Raw genomic sequence first — 21,206 nt, 5'->3', positions numbered from 1 at the left:
AGCTTTTTTCTAAGTTTAGAGATGAACATATCCAGACTGCGCCCCACAATAACACCTTCATCTTCCCATATCTCTTTTTGCAGCCGGCTTCTTGCAATAGTCTCATTGGGAGACGACGCGAAAATGAGCAGCAGACGCGTTTCAGTTCCAGTCAGATCGATGGTCTTTTTATTTATTATCAGTTGCCGTTCCTGCGCATCAAACAAGACCAAGCCAAAAGTGAATATCTTGGTAGACTGATTGTTAGTCAAGGCTCTCTGCGGCTTACCATATTTCAAAAAAACAAAACCAACAAATGCTAAAAATGGCAGGCTGCCCAGAAGATATCCATTCTTTGCTGCATTTATTCCTGTTGGTTTGAATTTAATATTGATCATATAAGATGCCTTCGGTTGTTTCCTTCCTTTACATGCTACAATATCATCTTTTTTATTCCCGGATATAGCAAATCCATAGGCTACGCTGGCGTTGCCATAGTTCAGAACATTAACAATATAATCATGTGCGAGCGGGTCTTTGGCTAACAAACGCCGGGTAGTATTTACCAGGGAGTCCGATTGAAAAGTAAGCTCATTCTCAAACCTGATCTGATATTCATTTTCTGCGATTTTTTTTACCGGGAGCACCCTTGATTTACTGTCGCCCGACTGTGTGAGCAGTTCATCTCCTATCCTCCGGAGTAAAACCTCCCTCCTGGCGATATTAAAATCGTCATTACCGGCCATACTGAAAGTTGCGCAGATTGCACAGCTAAACAAGAGTACTATCAATCCGCACAGGTATTTGCGTTTCCCTGAGAGGAGGTTTCGGCTATCAAGCATAATGTCAGGATTTTAATTTACAAAGTTTACATTTTTATTTACAATCCTGGTTCTTCAGACTGAAAAATATCAAAGTAATTTCGGTGAATCAAATTGATAGGTTATGAAAAATGAAAAAATGAAAAAATTATTTGTGTTTGTTCCGGCCGTCCTCCTGGTATTATTTATACTAAATTCTTTTGTGCTAAAAGAAAAGGAAGCGGGGAAGAAAACAACCGAAGGGACTAAATCAGGGCTTTTGAACATCGTTTTAAGATCTACTGATGGCGGACAAACATGGCAGGACATTAGCAAAGGGCTGCCTGAAAATTTGCAGAGAGAAGGTGTGTGGGGTCATGGTTTATTTGCAAATGACCGTGGGCTCTATTTACGTGCTGGCAATGGGGTTTATCACAGTGAACCAAATTCCACAACTCCTTTTTGGACAAAAGAAATTTTCCCTGGTAAACAACGTAACCTTGCCCCCGGCAAGAATGGGATACTTGCATATGATTTAAGGGGTCAATTTTTAAAAAAAATAAACGGAACGAATAATTGGTCGCCCATGTACACGAATTTTCAAGAGCAAGCTGTACGCATAGACAGCACGATGGATTGGATGTACAAGAATTATAAAGAGAAAGAAGTACGCACCGTTTTTGAAACTGCCGAAGGCACAGTTCTCATCGGCTCCAGCAACAGCCTTTTTAGATCTACTAACAGTGGAAAAACCTGGAAACAATTGCATGTTGGAGACGGTAGAATGAAATTGGTAGAGTCAAACGGTGTATTGCTGACTACCAGCAAAGATGGAATATTAAGATCGACCGATGATGGTGAAAACTGGGATCGTGTGATTAGTGAAGGGGGGCTTGGCATCGCTGTGGAACGTATAGATGGAGGATTTGCTGCTATAGTCTACAACACAATAACCCAAACAAACAGCATACACATTTCACTGGATAGTGGAAAAACCTGGAATGCCATAGGCGAAGAACTTCAACCTTCCTGGAGTAGTTTATTAATAAAAAAAATAGGCTTACTTAAATCTTCATCGGATATTTTATCAATTAAACAAATGGGTAAATATTTAATATGTGGCCGCTCAGATGGTATATTCAGGTCATCAGACATGGGCAAAACATGGAAAAAACTGTTACTTCCTGCTATAGAAAATAGGGGCTTCAATTTATCTGTTTCAGGCAACGTGATTTATGCTATACCAAACAAAGGATGTTGAAAATTCCAAAACGACATAGAATACCATTCATTTAAAAGGGCTGTCAGTGGTATCAGTTTTATATTCAATAAACCTTTGAATTTTCTTCCCATCGCCTTCTTTGTAAATACCGATTTAAGCGATTAAACATAATAAAACTTCAAAATCCTCAATAAAATGTTTGGAAATCGGTATCTTCGAGAGTACAAAAGCCCGATGCATGTCCGCATTGGGCTTTTGTGTTTTAAAGCATGTTAAATGTTGTTTGAATCTCCCATTTCGCCTGGCAGGTAAAAATGTATCAATGTTACCTACTTCTGTATAAACTGGCCAGCGCGGGCGCATATAACTTTGCCTCAACATTTTAAAACAACAACAATGGCAAAAACAATTTTTATTACCGGTGCCTCACGTGGCTTCGGTAAATTATGGGCCGAGGCACTTTTGCATCGGGGCGATAAAGTAATAGCAACAGCACGTGATTTGAGTGCACTGGATGACCTGGTGAGCAAATACGGTGAAAATATTTTACCGCTGCAACTGGATGTTAACGACCGCGCCGCGGATATCGCAGCCATTAATAAAGCTAAAGAACATTTCGGGAGCATTGATGTGCTGATCAATAACGCGGGGTATGGCTTATTTGGCAGCATTGAAGAAACTACTGAGAAAGAGGCACGCGAACAGATGGAAACCAACTTTTTTGGTTTGTTATGGCTAACACAGGCTGTATTACCTATCATGCGCGAGCAGGGCTATGGGCACATCATCCAGGTTTCGAGCGTGTTAGGCCTGGTTACTTTACCCGTGCTTGGCTTATACAACGCCTCAAAATTTGCGGTAGAAGGTTTAAGCGAAACACTGGCTACAGAAGTAAAGGGCTTTGGCATTAACATCACACTGATAGAACCTAACGGTTTTGCAACCGACTGGGCGGGCGCTTCGTCTGCACAAACCGTTGCAATGCCCGAGTACGATGCTGTACGGGCTGCATTTCAGTCCGGTTTAACAAATGATATTTTCGGCGTTCCGGAGGCTACAACCCCTGCGGTGCTTAAACTTATCGACAGTGAAACCCCTCCCCTGCGTTTATTCCTTGGTAAGATGGCTCATCCATGGGTAAAACAAACTTACGAAGGCCGTTTTGCCGAATGGGGTAGCTGGGACGAGGTAGCATCTGCAGCACACGGGAAATAATCTGTTTTAATGATATTGTTTTGACATGATCTACGCCGTATTTCGGCGTAGATTTGTGTAACTTGTATAACCATGCAGCATTTTAAAAATTTAGCCGATATGCACCGTCACAACGGTTTCCCCATGCCGGAGCACCCGCTCTTTAGCATACACAGGTGCACCCATAACTGTAGCATCGGCGACAGAGAGTTTACATCCGATTTTTATATGATCGGGTTTAAAAAACTAAAATCGGGCGTTATCATGTACGGCCGCACCAAGTACGACCATGATAACGGCAGTATGATGTTCATCAAACCCCGGCAGGTTATTGAATTTAAGAGCGTGGAGTATGAAGAAGATGCATTCATTATGTTTATACATGAGGATTTTTTGCATGGCCACTTTCTGCATACCGAAATGAACAAATACGCTTTTTTTGACTACGAGGCAAACGAAGCGCTGCACCTTTCACCGTCGGAAGAGCAAATTATGTGGGACCTTTATTACAAAATAGAAGCAGAATATCTGAATAATACCGACGAATACAGTCGGGATATTATACTGACACATGTCGATTCAATACTGAAATACTCACAGCGGTTTTATAAGCGCCAGTTTATAAACCGCACCCAGCTATCGGGCAAAACAGTATCAAAGTTTAATGATGCCCTGGCTGCTTATTTCGCGAATGGGTTACTGGTTACACAGGGCTTGCCAACTGTGCATGCAATGGCATCACAACTCAATTTATCGTCCCGCTACCTGAGCGATATGCTTAAACAGGAAACCGGTAAAACCGCGATAGATCTGATCCATATTTATCTGGTTAACGAAGCCAAGAACCGGCTTAAAAGCGATGACCAGCGGGTTTCAGAAATAGCATACGAGTTGGGATTTGAAAACCTGCCCTATTTTTCGAGGCTTTTTAAAAAGGAAACAGGCTTAAGCCCCAATCAATTTAAAAAAGGATTGATTAACTGATCCGTCAAACGGTTTAAATGGCAGATAATTTCAATCGATTTCCGCTCTGAGTACAAAAGCCCGATGCATGTCTGCATCAGGCTTTTTTGTTTTTGAGGGTATGGCGATAATACCGTCTGGCTCAAGAATGCAGCGCAGGGCTAAAGCGTTGATTTCTCGTGGCTTTAGGCGTATGTCCCGGTCACAAGAAGCCTTTGCCTGCATGCCATTTCCGTCATTCTCGCGCCAGAGGGGAGCAGGTTTAATTGATTTAATAAAATACCTATTTCTGGGTATTTCATTATAAACGAAATGGTCATACATTGTGAGTAAACTTAATCCTTAAAATATGCTTGATAAAAACCTCACTACATCTGCTGTTAAAAAATTAACAGCAGATTTCTTTAACATCGACGAATCCGAACTTGATTTTATCAACGATGAATATGTTTCTCAAGAATTCACGCTATTTAACCCTGAAAAACATGAAGGTAAACTCGCAGAAGGAGTGGCTCAACTTCCAGATGTTTTTCACGGTCATAATGTTGCGTATGGACGGGCGAGTAATGGGAGGTTCATTTATACCTTCTTAAGCGGGCAATATGGCTGTAGTACATCCCCGTCTTCATGTTATCAGGATGAGTATAACCATTACAACTTGAACCAATATTGTGGTACTGTAAGACCTGAAAACCAACTAGTTCAATTCCGAAAGAAATAAAAGCAAAATATTTTACTTGGCAAAGGTAGTCTTACTGTCCTTAATGACGTCTTGCTAACAAAATTATGTTGGTTTAAGGTATGAAAAATCTGTTTAAATACAGGTCCTGCCATCGTGTCGGTTACCCTTTTTCCATTTGGTAGTGTATCCCTTATGATCACACATCCGGCGCGAGAATGCAGCGCAGGACTAAAGCTTTAATTTCTCGTGACTTTGGGTATATGTCCCGGTCACGAGAAGCCTTTGCCTGTATGCCATGCCCGTCATTCTCGCGCCAGAGGGTATGGCCTATTTGCGCATTCGAATGAATTAATAAATATTTTCTTCATCCGCATCCGTATAATACCATGAATCATTTTTAATGTCGATATTATGCTTAACTAATTCGTCAAAATTAAATTCCTTTTCACCGATAAGTCGGGTTTCAAAAATCCCTGCTTTGACTAATACGACCTTGTTAGTATCAATAATGTCGGTTCTCAATGCCAGATTAAATCCCTTTAAGGGAGGATTGGTTTTAATGCCCTTAACACTATGGTACAAAATACCGTCTAACGCCATATTGGATAATGACTCAATCTCTTTCATTGTTCCCCAGTTAAGCTGCGGATTAAAGGTATCATCAAAAAGATAGTTACTGTAACAAGCGGTCAACCAATATTTAAGATGTTCTTTTTTCTTAATCGGTACTCGAAAACTGTCATTGATATATTCGAAGAACTCATTGATATATTGATCTTTTACGAAATCTTTGTACTTTGACTTAATATTTTCTTTGTGTGTCTGAATTTGCCCGTCAGAAGTTACACCAAACCTCACATCCGCAACATATAAATCTTGGGTGACTAACCACATACCTACTTCAAATCTTTCATATGTCCTATCAAATGCGGCATTAGAATTTCCAAACTCTGATAGGAAGTAGGAGCATTCGGCGATAGATAGATGGCGATCTGTTGAACAATAGAAATGCCTTTGTTCTGGTTCGCTGCAACGATTGAAAAATGGATAGTTACACTCCGAGGGCCTGTAACTTAAGTATTTCTTTCGTCCCATAGTTAAATCATCTCGATGCACGGGTACGGTACGAAATAAATAGTCACCTTTTAGGATCTTGTTTGATACTACTGGAATTTTATTAAACATTCCTTTATATAACGCCGATTTTAGTTCAGTATACTCTTCAAATTGTACTTGGTCAGATAGTTTGATAAGTTTTAATAATTCAATGGGTGTACTATTTTGATTATTCATTTAAATCCTTTATGAATGTAATATAAAGCTTTGTTTGGAGATTTATTAATGATTATTTACTAAGGTTATAAAGCCGCAAATCTCCCTCTAACGCGAGAATGCAGCGCAGAACTAAAGCATTAAGTAGGCATACGTCCCGGTCACGAGAAACCCTTGCCTGCATGCTATACCCGTCATTCTCGCGCCGTCCGCTCAGTCGCACGCACCCGCGAAAGGTTATTTTTTCAGCGATCCAAGGTGCTTATAAGTGTTGAGGAGCACACCCGTGGGCGTCGACTTAGAACTAACGAATTCGAGTTCGCGTGCGTCAAAACTGTCCGATAAAATGCGTTTACCCCTACCCAGCAACACCGGGTAAACAATCAGTATAACTTCGTCAACCAGTCCCTGGTCAAGCAGCACGGATGTCAGCGTTGAACTTCCTGAGACGATCAGGTCAGGGCCGTCTGTTGACTTAAGGCTGCGAAGACCTTCTATGATATCCTCGCCCAAGTCCTTTACCGGTCCCCATTTCAGGCTGTCAGGCCTGTGGGTAGCAACGTATTTGGTTGCCGCGTTTATAGCGTTCGCCATCGGGAAATCCCCGGCTTTTGGCCAGAAGCCGGTCCAGCTATCATAGGTGCTACGGCCAAGCAGCAGATCAAAGCCGGGGCCATATGCCTCGAAAAGCAGTCCGGCTCCGGCCGGGGTTCGATACGGCGTTGTCCATGCGCCATACTCGTAGTCTCCATCGTGTTCGATCACGCCATCCAGCGAGATATGTTCAAAGATCCTGATCTTTCTCATTTTGTTTGCTATTAGTTTAATGTTATACAAAGTTAAAACGGATGGGGTACGCGCAAGGGTGTAATCATGACAATATAAGGGTGTTTTGCGACCATCGCACTTGCCCAAAGCGAGGGAAACAATTTAAAATCAAACTCTTATTTAACCATCGCACATTTAAATGAGAACTGAAAGGTGAGCCATACAGGCAAGTAAATTGAGCCGTAAAAGATATTGGCCATGGGATACAAAGCTCATCTTTGTATTATTAAATAAAATATCAACCATGAAAAACATAACAAAAATAAACCTCGGCAAAAACGGTCCGCTTGTGTCCAAACTCGGATTAGGCTGCATGCGCATGTCTTCAGTTTGGGGAGGCCCTGTGAATGACGAGAGTGAAAGTATAGCTACCATTCAGTCAGCATTAGACAACGGTATCAATTTCCTGAATACAGGAGACTTTTATGGGGCCGGCCACAACGAGCTGCTTGTAGGCAAAGCCATCAAAGGCCGAAGGGATGATGCCTTCATCAGCGTCAAATTTGGCGCTATCTTTCATAACGGTCAATGGTTGGGCCTGGACCTTCGCCCGATAGCCATCAAGAATTTTATCAACTATTCTTTGGTACGTTTGGGTATAGATACTATAGATCTTTATCAGCCGTGCAGATTGGATAACAGCGTTCCGGTAGAAGATGTGATAGGAACCGTAGCCGACCTGATCAAAGAAGGAAAAGTACGGTATCTGGGTGTTTCGGAAATAACTGCGGATCAACTGCGCAAGGCCAATAGCGAATACCCTGTAACTGCATTGGAAATAGGTTATTCATTGGCCGACCGCCAGATAGAAAGCGACCTTCTTCCAACGGCTAAAGAGTTGGGTATAGGGGTTGTAGCCTTCGCCAATACAGCTGAAGGGTTGCTTACCGGTGACATGACCGCACCACTTGCGGCTGATGATTACCATAATCACTTTTCGCGTTTTCAGGGAGAGAACCTGATTAAGAACCTGGAGACAGTAGAAGTTTTAAAGCAAATGGCAAAAGAAAAAGGATACACCCCGACACAATTGGCAATTGCCTGGGTAAATGCCCAAGGCGATCATATTATGCCATTGGTTAGCATGAGCCGCAGATCACGGTTGCCGGAAAACATACAGGCCATGGAGATCGGGTTCACTCCGGACGAGATGAATACCCTTAAAATGCAATTCTCGCCGGGTTCAATACTTGGCGGTACATACCTGCAACGATAATGGGTGGGGCTGCAAAGCCCCTCCTATTTTATATCTTTACCTAATGACTAATCCAACGGAAATAATACCGGGAGTAATCTTTTACTCATATTTCTCGGCCAAGAGAAAAGAGAAAGTAGGATTTTTTGAGCATAGTACCTTAGTATTACAGGTTTCGGGCCGTTTTACGTTGGAGACTGCCAGTCAAAGCATTTCGATGAAAAAGGGTGAGATGTTGCTGATCCGAAAAAATCAACTGGGAGAAATTACCAAGACCCCGCTGGATGGCGAGGATTACCAGACCATTATCATTTGCCTGAAAGAAGACCTGCTCAGGAAGTTTGCCCTGGAGGAACAAATAGATACCGGGCAAAAATACACCGGTCCACCCAACATTCTTATTCCCGGGAACGATTTTCTACATGGCTTTTTCCAATCCGTGATACCCTATGTCCATAATCCGGAAGAAAAGGTAACGAAGGACCTGGGCATGTTAAAGGTAAAAGAAGGGGTGCAATTACTGCTGCATGCCATGCCCGAACTCAAGGATTTCCTGTTTGATTTTTCCGAACCTTATAAAATGGATTTGGAAAAATTCATGCTCAACAATTTTCATTTTAACGTCCCTGTCGAGAAATTTGCACAACTCACCGGGAGAAGCCTTGCAGGATTTAAGCGCGACTTTCAAAAAACATTTGAAATGTCACCCCGGCACTGGCTACAAGTAAAACGGCTCACGGAGGCCCGCCATCTTATAGAAAAAAAGAACAGGAAACCATCTGAAATTTACCTCGACCTGGGATTTGAAAGCCTTTCTCATTTCTCGCATTCTTTTAAAAAGAGGTTCGGAAAGGCACCCACTGAGCGTTTATAACAGGACAGCATTGATCTATTATAACAATCAGGTTGCATAACAAAAAGCCAGAGGGCAAAAAAGCTCCGGCTTTCTTTAACTTTCGTTATCCTGACTTCTAAAAACAATTGGATATTTACCCTCGCCTTAGTAAAAACTTCGCTTCAAGAAATTAAACGCGCGTTCACTTTTCTAACATGATTATTGGAAATTCCGGCTAAACAATCGAGCAATAACTAGCCCAACAAACCCGTTAAGTTGCCCGGCATATGGGCATACAGGCCAATTGAGATAATGCTATCAGTAACTGAAACAGATGGTTATTTAAAGTCAGACTTTATTATCCAATAGCAATAAATAATATAATATGCGGAAATAATAATGATTTAAACATAAAACATTTAAAAGATTTTATAGTTTAAATCATACTCTTAAATTAGTAAAAGAAACTATTTATATAATTGAAATTTAAATTATTACCCCGAAAAGTGCAGTATAAGCAAACTACAAAAAGGTTCTCTTTGTTATTGAATATTTTATTATTACCCATATTTATAGGTGTTCATGATTATGCTTATAGCCAGGTAACAATACCTGTTGATACCGTGAAAAGGGATTCCTTACGTTCAGATTCTATAAGGGCTAAACAGGCCGTTATTCTATCAAAACAGTATGATGTTGGTGATTTATTTAGCAATATATTTCATCCGGGAAGAAAGACAGACTCGCTTAAAAAAAAATCAGGCATTACCATAATACCTAATATAGCCTCTAACCCCAGTATTGGATCCCAAATAGGAATTAAAGCCGTAGCAGGCAAGATATTAGGGAATAATCCAAATACTTTTATGTCTGTTGCTGCAACATCAGCATCAATTACAACTAAAGGCATCATTTATTTTTACATTAATCATAATGTCTATACTCCTGGTAATACCTGGAATTTGCAGGGAAACCTGGTTGCGGCTAAAACTGTTACACCTGATTATGGATTAGGTATTGGCCAGGCCTCTAATGGAAGTGAAGCTGATCAGGTATTGGCCAATCCTCAGCGAAAAGGATATGCTTTCCACTCACAATATTATAGCTTTAGAGAAAAGGTATATAAAGAAGTTCAGAAAAACCTCTTTGTTGGAGCAGGTGTATCGTTTGACATCAGACGAAACATTGAAAACAGACTATCAACTACCGACTTAACCCCATACAATATTTACAGTGACCGGTATGGGTTTAACAGGAATAAGTATATGTCAAACGGTCTTCTTTTTAACGTGCAGTATACCTCCCGTGATAATCAAAATCGTGCGTATAAGGGCATTTATGTGGATGCAGGTTTCCGGGTAAATCAAACATGGTTAGGAAGTTCAAAAAGTGCCGCGCAATTTACAACTGACTTTAGAAAGTATTTTAGCCTCTCTAAGCCGAACCCGGAGCATGTTATTGCTTTTTGGAACTGGGGGTCTTATTTACTTAGTGGTGCTATCCCCTACCTTGAACTACCAGGCACGGCTAAAGATGGAGGTTTTCGCAGTGGAAGAGGATATACCGTTGGTTATTTTAAAGGCACAAAGTATAACTATTCAGAAGTTGAATACCGTTTCCCGATATTAAAAAACAAGTTTATTAGTGGTGTTACATTCTTTAATTTACAAACCGCTAATGACGAACAAGAAACAAAACTATTCGAAAAATGGCAACCCGGTGGTGGTGCAGGCTTACGTGTATTGTTTAACAAGTCTACACGCACCAATTTGTGCCTGGATTACGCCTGGGGTAAATATGGTGCCAGGGGATTCTTCCTGGGGTTAAATGAAGCTTTTTAAAAACCAAACTAATTGTTTGCTTAATGCCTTGTTAAACCATTTCCTTTAAAAATATTTCTTCTATCCTATTGGTTTGTTCGGTATAGATAGATTTTTTACGGGTGCCAAAGTAAAGCGTGTTTTCAATAAGATTATTTCCTTCCCAAAGTATTTTAATATTGCCGGCATCAAGCTCTTTTTTGGAAAGGAAATCGGGAATAACGGCTATGCCCTTGCCCCCACTTAAACACCTGAGTATAGAACTCATGTTAGGGACAATAAAATTAGGTTTAAAATCTGGCCGTTTACCAAAGTTAATATGCCAGAACCGGCGCAGGTGTTCCATATCTCCGGTTGTGCCGTACCACGTTTGCATTTTTAGCCATTTTTGAATCTCCGTCAAATCCTTTTGCTTTAGCAGTTTTTTAAAATCTATAACCGGTGTTTGCGAACCTGCAACTATCACTATCTTTTCCTTAAAAAAAGGCTTATAAACCAAACTTTTGTAATCACCCTTTTGAGGGGTTACAATCATATCGAGCACACCATTATCCAGGTCGGCCAGCATTTCGGGGTATTCCCCAAATTTGATGATCACATTAAAAGGTAATGTAGGCAGATATGATTCGAGCGTAAACTGAAACGTTTCAAAACACATCCCTATACTAATAGTAGGCACGTCCTTTTCGGTGCTTTTATGAAAGTGCTTCTCGGCATCTTCCAGCTTACAAATAGCCTCTTGTACGTAGTTATACAATATTTTTCCTCTTTCTGTCGATACCATTTTGCGTGATGAACGATCAAAAAGTTTGTATCCTACATATGCCTCTAACGAACCGAGGTGTAAACTCACCCCAGGCTGCGATATAAATAAACTTTCTGCCGCCCCTGTTAACGAGCCGGTTTCGTATATCGCTTTAAATGTTCTAAACCATTCCAGATTTATCATAACATACTATCATAATTATGATACAAATGTATAATTTATATTATTTTAATAGTAGATTATTGAGCCGTAATTTTGAAGAAAATTAAGACAGACAAAACATGAAGAAGATATTTGTAATAAACGGCGGCCAGGTATTCGGTCATTCAGGTGGCAAATTCAACAAAACTTTGTTAGATGCTACCGTAGATTTCTTTAATAACCAGAATGATTTTGAGATACGATCAACCGATATTAACGAAAACTATGATCCTGCGCAGGAAGTAGAGAATTATAAATGGGCCGATGTGATAATTTATCATACACCTGTATGGTGGTTTCAGCTTCCACATGGGTTCAAAAAATATATTGATGTAGTATTTACCGAAGGCCACCAAAATGGTATTTACAAAAGTGATGGCCGGTCATCAGCCAATCCGGCCATTAACTATGGCACAGGTGGTTCACTACATGGCAAACATTATATGTTAACCACTTCCTGGAATGCCCCAAAGGAAGCCTTTACCTTACCCGGTGAGTTTTTTAATGAACGTAGTGTTGATGAAGGCCCACTGTTCGGCTTTCATCGTATGAATGCTTTTACCGGCATGAAACCGCTGAAAAGCATACATTTTCATGATGTAGAAAAGAATGCCAATATCACAACGGACCTATTGCGTTATCAGGAACACCTTACTAATATATTCATCCGCAGTAATAATAACCCGGAGCCAATTATTAGTGACGTTGTTGAACTGTAAACATGTTTAAACAAAAAGATCCCGGTACGCCTGTACCGGGATCTTTTTGTTTAGTTTGAAAGCCTGTCGTAAATTCAGTTATGACAGCAATTCAATTAAAAATTCGTTCTTAAAGTAACGCCATACATACGCGGGTTGCCTAAGTGCGATGCGCCAAAGTCATAAGCATAATCAATATAATGTTTGTTGCTTAGGTTGCTTCCCCATACAAAAACATCAAACTTGCTTGTGCTTACACCTAAACGTGCGTTAAATGTGCTATAACCCTTTTGCTCTATCTGGTTAGCCAGGTCGAAATATTGGTCGCCTAAATAGCGCCATTCGCCGCGGGCTATTAGTTTAGTTTGCAGGCTGCCACCTAATGAATAAGCGTATTGCAGGGCAAGCATTGATGTAACATCAGGCGTATAAACCTGATGATTCCCATTTAGGTTAACAACGGCCCCATTATTTGGCACTTGCAGATCGGTGTAACGGGCGCGGGTGTAACCAAAGTTATATGAAACATCCAATCCTCTTAATAAGGTAGCGGCAATTTCAGCCTCGGCACCTTTACTGTTAAGTTTACCGGCATTTTTGGTAACAGTAATTGCAGCGGGTAATATTAATGTTGGCACCTGCGCATCGTTAACCTGTATGTAGAACAAAGAAATGTTTACACGTAAGCGGTTATTTAAAAATGAGTTCTTTGAACCTATCTCATAGTTGTTACTATACTCCGGCTTATAGGCAAACAATGGGGGCTGTGATGGATCAGACCCCAACTGACTAATGCCTCCTGCCCTAAAACCACGGCTGTAAGTAGCATATAAATTATTATCATCAGTTATGTGGTAAGCCAGGCTAAACTTCGGTGTGAAGGCTTTAAAACTTGCTGTTGATGATGTATCTGTTTGTGTAGTGATAGCGTTTTCTCCATCGGGCTGGAACTCACCTTTCACCAACTCTTTTTTGTGCTCATAATCATAACGCAAACCGGCTGTAATATCCCATTGCGGATTGATCACGTAAACCAACTGGCCATAAATTGCCGCGCCATAACTGCGCTCAATATTAGTATTAATACTGGTAAAATTGGTCATGGGCGAACCTACAGCAGCAGCATCTGCCCCAAAGTGGGTACCTACCTTACTTGGGCTGTAACGATAAAAACCATAAATGCCCGTTGTCCATTTAAAATTGGTAGCCGATGCTGGAGATGAGAACCTGAATTCCTGCGTTCCTACTTTTACCTTATTAAATGCCGGCCCGTAATTATTTACTACTGATACCGCATCTAAAGGAGAAAAATCGCCATCAATTGGTACGGTATAGTAACGATAGTTTTCCTGGTAAGCACTGCTTGATGTAAAGTTAAAACCACTCCCTGCATAGTTTGCTGATAACGACGCGTTCAGGATGTTATCGATCATCTTTGTGGTTGCGTTTTGGTTTACTTGAAAGGGTGTGTTTATAGCATCATCCGGCGAACCTGATAAAGCAAACGGGCCGTTATTTCTGTTAGCGTAATTTTTAACATTAAGCGTTAATGAGAAACTTTGTGTGGCCAGGTATTTCAAATAATAGTTACCCGTAAATGAATGTTGTTTGTCCAATTTACTATTAGTGAACTGGTTATTGTAAAATCCATTAAAGCCATCATATAATCCGGCAGCACCAAAAAACAACTTGTCCTTAACCAATGGTAAACGGATACCCAGGCTGTAGCGTTGCTGGCCATAGCTGCCATAGTTCACCTCGGCAAAACCTGTTGTTGTATTAGTTGGCTGTTTGGTAAGTACATTTATAACACCACCCATTGCGTTTCTGCCATATAGTGTACCCTGCGGGCCGCGCAATACTTCTACACGTTCTACATCAAATAACTGCGGGATATAAGTATCTAAACCAAATTGGTTAACACCATCAATATAAGTAGCAATAGCCGGGTCATAAGATGTAGTGGCAATACCCCTTATACCGGTAACATTACGGTTATCGCCTGGGTTAGCCGAGTAAAGGTTGGGAATAATAGCGCTGAGGTCCTTTAGGTTCCATACTTTATAATCCTGTACTTGTTTTGCTGAAAGCGTTGATACGCTGAATGGCACCTGCTGTGCTGATTCCTCCCGTTTTTGAGCGGTAACCACCACCTCTTCCAGCCGGTTATTACTTTCGGCAAGCCGGATGTTTACAAACTGGTTGCCATTAATTGTAATATCTTGATTTATTGATGCATAAGCCACATTACTTACCCGCAGCGTATATTTACCTGCAGGCACATTCTTAAATACAAATATACCTTTGGCATTAGTGCCCGATGAATAGTTTGTGTTAAGCAAGCTTACACTAGCGCCTTGTATGGGCTCTGCTTTAGTATTGGTAACCGTACCAGAAAAATCTGAACGGGATTGTGCAAACGCAGAGCAAAACACAGCCAACAATAAGAACAGGATAGATAGCTTTTTCATTTCATAATAAATAAAAAGCGGATATGATTGCTATATCATATCCGCTACAAAGAAAAGAATTTTATTATTTAAGCGAGTAGATCCAGCTAATGATCTGCTTGGTTTCCGCAGGTTTAATAGCAGGATGTGCAGGCATATCCACATCTCCCCAAACTCCATGGCCGCCGGCTACTATCTTTTTGCTAAGATGACTGGTTGACGCATTGGTATTAGGGTATTTTTTAGCTACATCTGCAAATGACGGCCCTACAGATTTTTCGGCTATTTTATGGCAAGCTTTGCAATCCATCGACATCATTAATGCCTTACCCGCAGCATTTGCTTTTATATTAGCCATCTTTAGTTTCATATCAGGCGAATCTTGTCCCGCTAAAACAGCTGTTGTTTTGCTTTGACCTACCGCTCCCATATCATCCTTAACATCAACCGAAACATTGTAGGTTCCTTTTTTGGTGTAAGTATAGGCCAGCTTAGGAAGCGCGGTTGTTTTTTTAACACCGTTACCCAGGTTCCATGTATAGGTCATTTTATTTTTTTCCGGGTCTGTTGCCTTAACCGTAAATACTACAGGTAAGGGCAAACTGCCATAAGATTTATTTGATGTAATGCTGCTTATTTCAGGTGCCCGGTTCCCGGTGTTGTAATCTAAACGTGCTATACCAGCATCCTTGTTTTTAGCAAACCAACCTGAGCCATATTCCAATACATAAATTTTACCATCGGGGCCGGTTTCCATATCAATAGGGTTATTGAATTTGGTGCCTGCCATAAATGGTTCCATTTTATCCAGATCACCGTTTGGCTGCAGGGTTAATAATTTTATCCACCCGCGGATCCAATCGTAAAAAATTACCTTTTTGTTAAAGTAATCAGGCATACGCGTAGCTTTAGGATACATATCTGTGTAATAGATAGGGCCTGCCATAGCATTTCTGCCGCCTGTACCTACCTGCGGGAATTCTTTTGAAGCTGCGTATGGATAATAAATAAACGCAGGTTGTGCCGGTGGCAATTCTCTTAAGCCGGTATTATTTCTTGAATCATTTACAGGATGCAAAGGATCAAATGCAGGGCCGGATACACCTGTTGCATAATTATATACATGATAAGGTTTATTATCAGCCACAAATAAAGGCCAGCCAAAGAAACCAGCAGCTTTTGCCTGGTTAAATTCATCATATCCGCGTGGGCCGCGTGTTTCTAAACTGTCATTATTCGCATCAGGGCCAACTTCTCCCCAGTACAAATAGCTGTTCTTTTGATCTACCTGTATACGGTACGGGTTCCTGTCGCCCATTACATATATTTCGGGCCTTGTTTTTGGCGTACCGGGTTTAAATAAATTCCCTTCAGGGATTGAGTAAGTACCATCTTCCTTCATTTTAATTCTCAGGATTTTTCCACGGAGGTCATTTGTATTACCTGCAGAACGCCTTGCATCATGGTTCAAAAACTCAGGGCGATCATCCAAAGGTGCAAATGCATGGGTATCATATCCTTTTGTCTTTTTCTCATCAAAAGGCGTCGTATTGTCACCTGTAGAAAGGAAAAGCATCCTATCGGGACCGAACGCAATAGAACCACCTGTATGGCAGCAGATCTCGCGCTGCGAGTACAGTTGCAGTACAACTTTTTCTGTTTTGTTATCAATGGTATCGCCTACCATTGTAAAACGTGATAAACGGTTCACTGAAGTATCAGCAGGACTGTAGTATATATAAACGTAGTGGTTATTCTTAAAATCGGGATCCGCTTTTAGGCCTAAAACACCTTCTTCGGCATTAACACCTTTAGTATGAAGCGTTTTGAAGTAAGCATTCAAAAAGCCCACCTGTTTTATGGTTTTAGTACTGTTTTTATATAGCATTATCTCTCCCCGGCGCTGAGCTATAAGTATATCAAGATTAGGAAGTATAGTCATTTCGGTAGGCTCAAATAAAGTACCTTCTATGAGCTGTGTTTTAGCAAAACGGTTCTCTTCAGGAACACGCAGCGTGGTTGCTTTTGAATAATCCAGTTTTTTATTATCACCAATAGCATATTGGATACCACCAAGCAGGTGTTTCAAGTAAGCCGGATCGCTGTATGATTCATCTGTATGGCCAAGCTCGGTATAAAAAGATCTTCCGTTCTCAAAATTTTGATACCATGCCATTGGGTGGTTAGCTCCATTATTACCGCCTTTATAACTGGTTTCGTCGATATTAATAAGCACATGAATTTTCTTGCTGATCATTTTAAAGTTATACCACTCGTCTTTTCTTTTCCATTCATCAGGTAAAGCACGTGTTGAAGGATGATTTTTATCTATCACTTTCAAAGTAGCTACCTGCTGTTCCGGATGACTGTCAAAATAAGCACCAACTAGGCGGCCGTACCAAAACCAGTCATACTCGGCATCTGCTGCAGCATGTACGCCCACAAAGTTACCGCCTGCCTGCATATACCTTTCCAGGTCTGCCTGTTGGAAATTGTTTAACATGTAGCCGGTAGTTTGTAAAAATACAACTGCCGAATATTTGCTCAAATTAGCTTCGGTTATTTTTGAGGCGTCAGATGTGGTATCAACAGTAAAGTTGTTTTCCATACCCAATTTGATAATGGCTGCGCTTCCAGCCGGGATAGATGAGTGGTGAAACCCAGCCGTTTTTGTAAATACTAAAACCCGGGGTTTAACTGATACTTTACAAAATGTAAATATCAGCACACTTACAAAAGCAAGTAAAAAAGTAAATTTTAATCTCATAAAGAAAGTTTATAGGTTATGCTACATAATAGCAGCACAAATTAGCCATTGTGTACTTAATACGCAATATATATTTTAAAATATAAAGGATTTGTTACCTAAGGCTTTAGCAATCAGAAATTAAATGTAAAAGCCGGTTATCTTTGACCGGCCTTTACACTGTTTTTGTTTACTGTGTAAGTGATGAACTTTTTAACTTTAGCGTTTTCCAGTTCATAAATATCGCAATAATACATATCATAAAATGCACCATTAGGGCCTGTGCATTGTACCTGCCCATCAACGGCGACATTATCACCATCAATAATGATGTGATCTTTAGTGGCTGATAATACCTTCATTTCAGTATTATCAGCAAAAAACTTTTTTAAAGCTTCTTTACCTGTAAAGGTTTGATCACCTAACATGTGCCATTCTACATCGTCTGTCATGTGTTTAGTGATTGCTTCGCCGTCGCCTCTATCAAAAGCTTCAATTACTTCAATAATGATCTCTTTATTAGTCATGGCTTTAGTTTTTTGGTTTATTAATTCTGATGTTACAAAAATAAAGCTTAAAGACGGTTTTAAGAGCGTGTAAAAACGACAAGTTAAAGGGTGAAAAGCGACATAAAGCAATTGAAGCAAAGGCGATTAGATATGGTTTAGTACATTTACATATAAATTAAATTATGGCAACAGTAGCACTAAGCAGTAAAGCCGGTAAATGGATTATGGTCTCTTCTATCATGGCTTCGGCCATGGCATTTATTGATGGCACAGCACTAAATGTGGTATTGCCATCGCTGCAAAAAAGCTTAAACGCAAGTGGTACCGATCTTTTTTGGATATTGAATGCTTACTTACTCATACTTGCGGCCTTAATACTTATAGGCGGCTCATTAGGCGATAAACTGGGCCGTAAACGAGTTTTTATGATCGGTATATTTATTTTCATTGCCGGTTCTGCTGCTTGTGGGTTTGCACCCAGTGTAACACTATTAGTTGCTTTTAGGATGTTGCAGGGCATTGGTGGTGCATTGATGATACCCGGGAGTTTATCACTCATCTCCTCCTCTATCAATGAAAAGGAACGGGGTAAGGCAATCGGCACCTGGTCTGCATTTACAACAGTTGTAACAATGGGCGGGCCAATACTAGGTGGTGCTTTTGGCGATGCCGGTTTATGGCGATATATCTTTTTTATTAATATCCCTATTGGTACAGTAGCGCTTTTTATTTTATGGCGCGAAGTTAAGGAAAGCCGGGATGAGGATAGCGATCAATCCCTTGACTTTGCCGGAGCAGCCGCCATAGCACTCGGGCTTGCTTCACTTACATTTGGTTGCCTGCGGATACCAGATGTTGGTTTATACAACTGGCAAGTATATTGCACTTTAATAGCAGGGATATTACTGCTTATAGCCTTTGTTGTTATCGAGATGAAAAGTAAACACCCAATGATGCCTTTACAGCTTTTTACCAACTTAACTTTTAGCGGCGCCAATTTGCTTACTTTTTTTTTGTACGCCGGGTTAGGTGCCGGTATGCTTTTCCTGGGCCTAAATATGGTACAGGTGCAAGGTTATAGCCAGCTGCAATCAGGTCTTACTTTTTTGCCATTTACAGTGCTGATGATTAGTGTAGCCCGTTTTGCAGGTGCGCTTGCCGATAAGCATGGCCCAAGGCTGTTGCTCATAGGCGGCCCTGCTGTTGCAGGTTTGGGCTTGCTTATCTTATCTTTTGTAAAACAAACCTCCGGGCCTTCAGATTACTGGACTACATTCTTTCCGGGTATTGTGGTTTTTGGCTTAGGAATGTCATTCACCGTTGCTCCACTTACCACCGCTGTAATGGGTTCTGTAAGTGATCATTTTTCGGGCACGGCATCTGGTGTAAATAATGCACTTACCCGAATTGCCAATGTTTTTGCAAATGCGGTGATTGGTGCACTGGCTGTTCTGTTTTTTTCAGGAGCATTACAAAACGAAATAAAAGGTATCCAACTGAATTCCAACGAAAAACAACTGGTACTTAAACAAGCGGTAAATTTAGGTGATGCAAAAGTGCCGAAAGATATACGCCCAAAAGACAAAGCTATTATTGAAAAAGCGTACCATGAGGGGTTTATTTCGGCTTATGGAAAGATTATGAAAATATCTGCCGCATCAGGATTTTTAGGAGCCTTAATGGCACTATTACTTATACGGGATAGCGCGGTTAAAAAGACTAAAAAATAATTATCTAACTATAGCAATATAGCCGGACCTGATAACTTTTGCAAAGTTAATAGTTACAGGAGGGAATTAGTGAATGGGAGGTTCATACGCATATACCACATGGTAAGGCGTATTTTTTAACCTGGCGGTCATTTGCCCAATTTTAACATCTTCAATCTGCGGGGTTGGCTCACATATAGAATAAGCTTTGCCTTTATAAACTATAGGATCACCTATTGGTTTGCTAAATTGCACAGCCATAGTTATATGGGTTGGATATAACAATGCTATCATAGGCAAATTGTATATTTCTTTTACCAAATAAAAAAACAATGCGGCCCTGTCATCACAATCGCTGTAAGTTGAATAAAGGGTTTGCTCAGGAGAAAGACGTTTTTCTTTACCAAAATTCTCATCATCATTCTCATACAAGAAAGCATAACGTGTGAATCGCATTAAATAATCCACTCCTTTTTTTTGATTCATACCCTTTACATTACTTTTTAGCAAAGGGATAAGCGATCCGTAAGTTTCTTTACTAAGCGGAATATTAAAATAAGTTTCAAAGCTTACACCCGGATAATTGGCAAAAGCTTTTTCAAGATCGGAGTTTAATTTTATGCTGAAATGATATGTTTTGCGATCATATACAAATGTCATTTTTTTCTCAAGGTCATGTGCTGGTTGAAAATCCGGCATCATAGTTACTTTATATGAAAAAGCTTTTTTGGCAGTGGCAATAGGGATATTTACAGGTATAGGCGGGTCATCATTAAGATCGGCCTTGGCATAATCATGGTAATTTAAGCACACAAACTGTTTTCCATCCACTATAAAGTATGGAATATCCCGAATTTCCTCATCGTTATAAACATAAAAAATAAGTTTTTGGTGCGATAGGGCTAAACGTGCATCATACCCTGACCGGCAAAGCATAAACCATTTGTAAAAAGTATATCGCCCATAGTTATTTTCCTTAGGACTTATTTGCTGAGCTACCCTCCTGATGAGTTGATAATATAACCAATCGTTAAGCTGATACTGTGTTTTATATGCTAAAAGTGAATCAATAAGCGGCTGATAATTAATTTTGCTGATACTGGTATAGCTTTCTTTAAACCCCTGTTCTGTAAGCGGTTCTGATAAGTTAACTAAAACATTACTATCAACATTTGCCCGGAAGGTATTTTTGTAAAAGTCAACTCGCACTTCTTTCACTTGTCCGTTTGCTGTATGTGCAAACACAAGTATAAATATGAAAAAAGAAGATAGAAGCCTACTCATGGCTTTATAATTTGATTACATTAAATATACGTTATATTAATATTAAATTAACA

The 21,206-nt window shown here is 40.3% G+C and carries 17 protein-coding genes; 9 read left to right on the top strand and 8 right to left on the bottom strand.

Features of this window, described 5'->3' with window-relative positions; genetic code table 11:
• Window positions 1-821 (bottom strand): winged helix-turn-helix domain-containing protein (locus WC743_RS27060; protein ID WP_373016685.1); only part of this gene is annotated, 821 nt, incomplete at its 3' end.
• A 103-nt stretch (window positions 822-924) separates the two neighbouring features.
• Between WC743_RS27060 and WC743_RS27055 the strand changes: the two genes are divergently transcribed.
• The 4 genes from WC743_RS27055 (at window position 925) to WC743_RS27040 (ending at window position 4,879) form a co-directional block, all read left to right on the top strand.
• The gene (locus WC743_RS27055) at window positions 925-2,040 is read left to right on the top strand and encodes a WD40/YVTN/BNR-like repeat-containing protein (RefSeq protein WP_373016684.1); all 1,116 of its coding nucleotides are present in this window, start codon (window positions 925-927) and stop codon (window positions 2,038-2,040) included.
• Between the two features lie 357 nt (window positions 2,041-2,397).
• Window positions 2,398-3,216 carry an SDR family NAD(P)-dependent oxidoreductase gene (locus tag WC743_RS27050; RefSeq protein ID WP_373016683.1) on the top strand — a complete coding sequence of 273 codons (819 nt, stop codon included), beginning with the start codon at window positions 2,398-2,400 and terminating at the stop codon, window positions 3,214-3,216.
• Between the two features lie 72 nt (window positions 3,217-3,288).
• Entirely contained in the window at window positions 3,289-4,179 is an 891-nt protein-coding gene (locus WC743_RS27045; protein ID WP_373016682.1) for a helix-turn-helix domain-containing protein, read from the top strand.
• 328 nt (window positions 4,180-4,507) lie between these two features.
• Window positions 4,508-4,879: a hypothetical protein gene (locus WC743_RS27040; RefSeq protein ID WP_373016681.1), complete on the top strand. Its 372-nt coding sequence runs from the start codon at window positions 4,508-4,510 to the stop codon at window positions 4,877-4,879.
• Window positions 4,880-5,188: 309 nt separating this feature from the next.
• Here the strand turns inward: WC743_RS27040 and WC743_RS27035 are convergent, their stop codons facing one another.
• Window positions 5,189-6,133 (bottom strand): hypothetical protein, encoded by a 945-nt coding sequence (locus WC743_RS27035; RefSeq protein WP_373016680.1) that lies wholly within the window; start codon window positions 6,131-6,133, stop codon window positions 5,189-5,191.
• A gap of 216 nt (window positions 6,134-6,349) precedes the next feature.
• Window positions 6,350-6,919: a dihydrofolate reductase family protein gene (locus WC743_RS27030; protein WP_373016679.1), complete on the bottom strand. Its 570-nt coding sequence runs from the start codon at window positions 6,917-6,919 to the stop codon at window positions 6,350-6,352.
• A gap of 265 nt (window positions 6,920-7,184) precedes the next feature.
• Between WC743_RS27030 and WC743_RS27025 the strand changes: the two genes are divergently transcribed.
• From WC743_RS27025 to WC743_RS27015, 3 genes are all read left to right on the top strand, one after another.
• Window positions 7,185-8,156 (top strand): aldo/keto reductase, encoded by a 972-nt coding sequence (locus WC743_RS27025; protein WP_373016678.1) that lies wholly within the window; start codon window positions 7,185-7,187, stop codon window positions 8,154-8,156.
• Between the two features lie 43 nt (window positions 8,157-8,199).
• Window positions 8,200-9,009, top strand: coding sequence for a helix-turn-helix domain-containing protein (locus WC743_RS27020; protein ID WP_373016677.1), 810 nt, complete (start codon window positions 8,200-8,202; stop codon window positions 9,007-9,009).
• 440 nt (window positions 9,010-9,449) lie between these two features.
• Window positions 9,450-10,811, top strand: coding sequence for a BamA/TamA family outer membrane protein (locus tag WC743_RS27015; RefSeq protein ID WP_373016676.1), 1,362 nt, complete (start codon window positions 9,450-9,452; stop codon window positions 10,809-10,811).
• Between the two features lie 31 nt (window positions 10,812-10,842).
• Here WC743_RS27015 and WC743_RS27010 read toward each other — a convergent pair whose 3' ends face one another.
• Window positions 10,843-11,739: a LysR family transcriptional regulator gene (locus tag WC743_RS27010; protein WP_373016675.1), complete on the bottom strand. Its 897-nt coding sequence runs from the start codon at window positions 11,737-11,739 to the stop codon at window positions 10,843-10,845.
• Window positions 11,740-11,837: 98 nt separating this feature from the next.
• Between WC743_RS27010 and WC743_RS27005 the strand changes: the two genes are divergently transcribed.
• Window positions 11,838-12,476 (top strand): NAD(P)H-dependent oxidoreductase, encoded by a 639-nt coding sequence (locus tag WC743_RS27005; protein ID WP_373016674.1) that lies wholly within the window; start codon window positions 11,838-11,840, stop codon window positions 12,474-12,476.
• Window positions 12,477-12,571: 95 nt separating this feature from the next.
• Here the strand turns inward: WC743_RS27005 and WC743_RS27000 are convergent, their stop codons facing one another.
• From WC743_RS27000 to WC743_RS26990, 3 genes are all read right to left on the bottom strand, one after another.
• Complete coding sequence (locus WC743_RS27000) at window positions 12,572-14,926, bottom strand: TonB-dependent receptor (RefSeq protein ID WP_373016673.1); 2,355 nt, start codon at window positions 14,924-14,926, stop codon at window positions 12,572-12,574.
• 64 nt (window positions 14,927-14,990) lie between these two features.
• Entirely contained in the window at window positions 14,991-17,672 is a 2,682-nt protein-coding gene (locus WC743_RS26995; RefSeq protein ID WP_373016672.1) for a ThuA domain-containing protein, read from the bottom strand.
• Between the two features lie 137 nt (window positions 17,673-17,809).
• Window positions 17,810-18,178 (bottom strand): nuclear transport factor 2 family protein, encoded by a 369-nt coding sequence (locus tag WC743_RS26990; RefSeq protein ID WP_373016671.1) that lies wholly within the window; start codon window positions 18,176-18,178, stop codon window positions 17,810-17,812.
• 164 nt (window positions 18,179-18,342) lie between these two features.
• Between WC743_RS26990 and WC743_RS26985 the strand changes: the two genes are divergently transcribed.
• Window positions 18,343-19,890 (top strand): MFS transporter, encoded by a 1,548-nt coding sequence (locus WC743_RS26985; RefSeq protein ID WP_373016670.1) that lies wholly within the window; start codon window positions 18,343-18,345, stop codon window positions 19,888-19,890.
• Window positions 19,891-19,956: 66 nt separating this feature from the next.
• On the opposite strand, the gene WC743_RS26980 is transcribed toward WC743_RS26985, so the two are convergent.
• Window positions 19,957-21,153: a hypothetical protein gene (locus WC743_RS26980; RefSeq protein ID WP_373016669.1), complete on the bottom strand. Its 1,197-nt coding sequence runs from the start codon at window positions 21,151-21,153 to the stop codon at window positions 19,957-19,959.
• Window positions 21,154-21,206: the final 53 nt, after the last annotated feature.

The organism is Mucilaginibacter sp., from assembly GCF_041660805.1.
Taxonomy (GTDB): domain Bacteria; phylum Bacteroidota; class Bacteroidia; order Sphingobacteriales; family Sphingobacteriaceae; genus Mucilaginibacter.
This window is presented reverse-complemented; position numbering and strand designations above follow the sequence as displayed.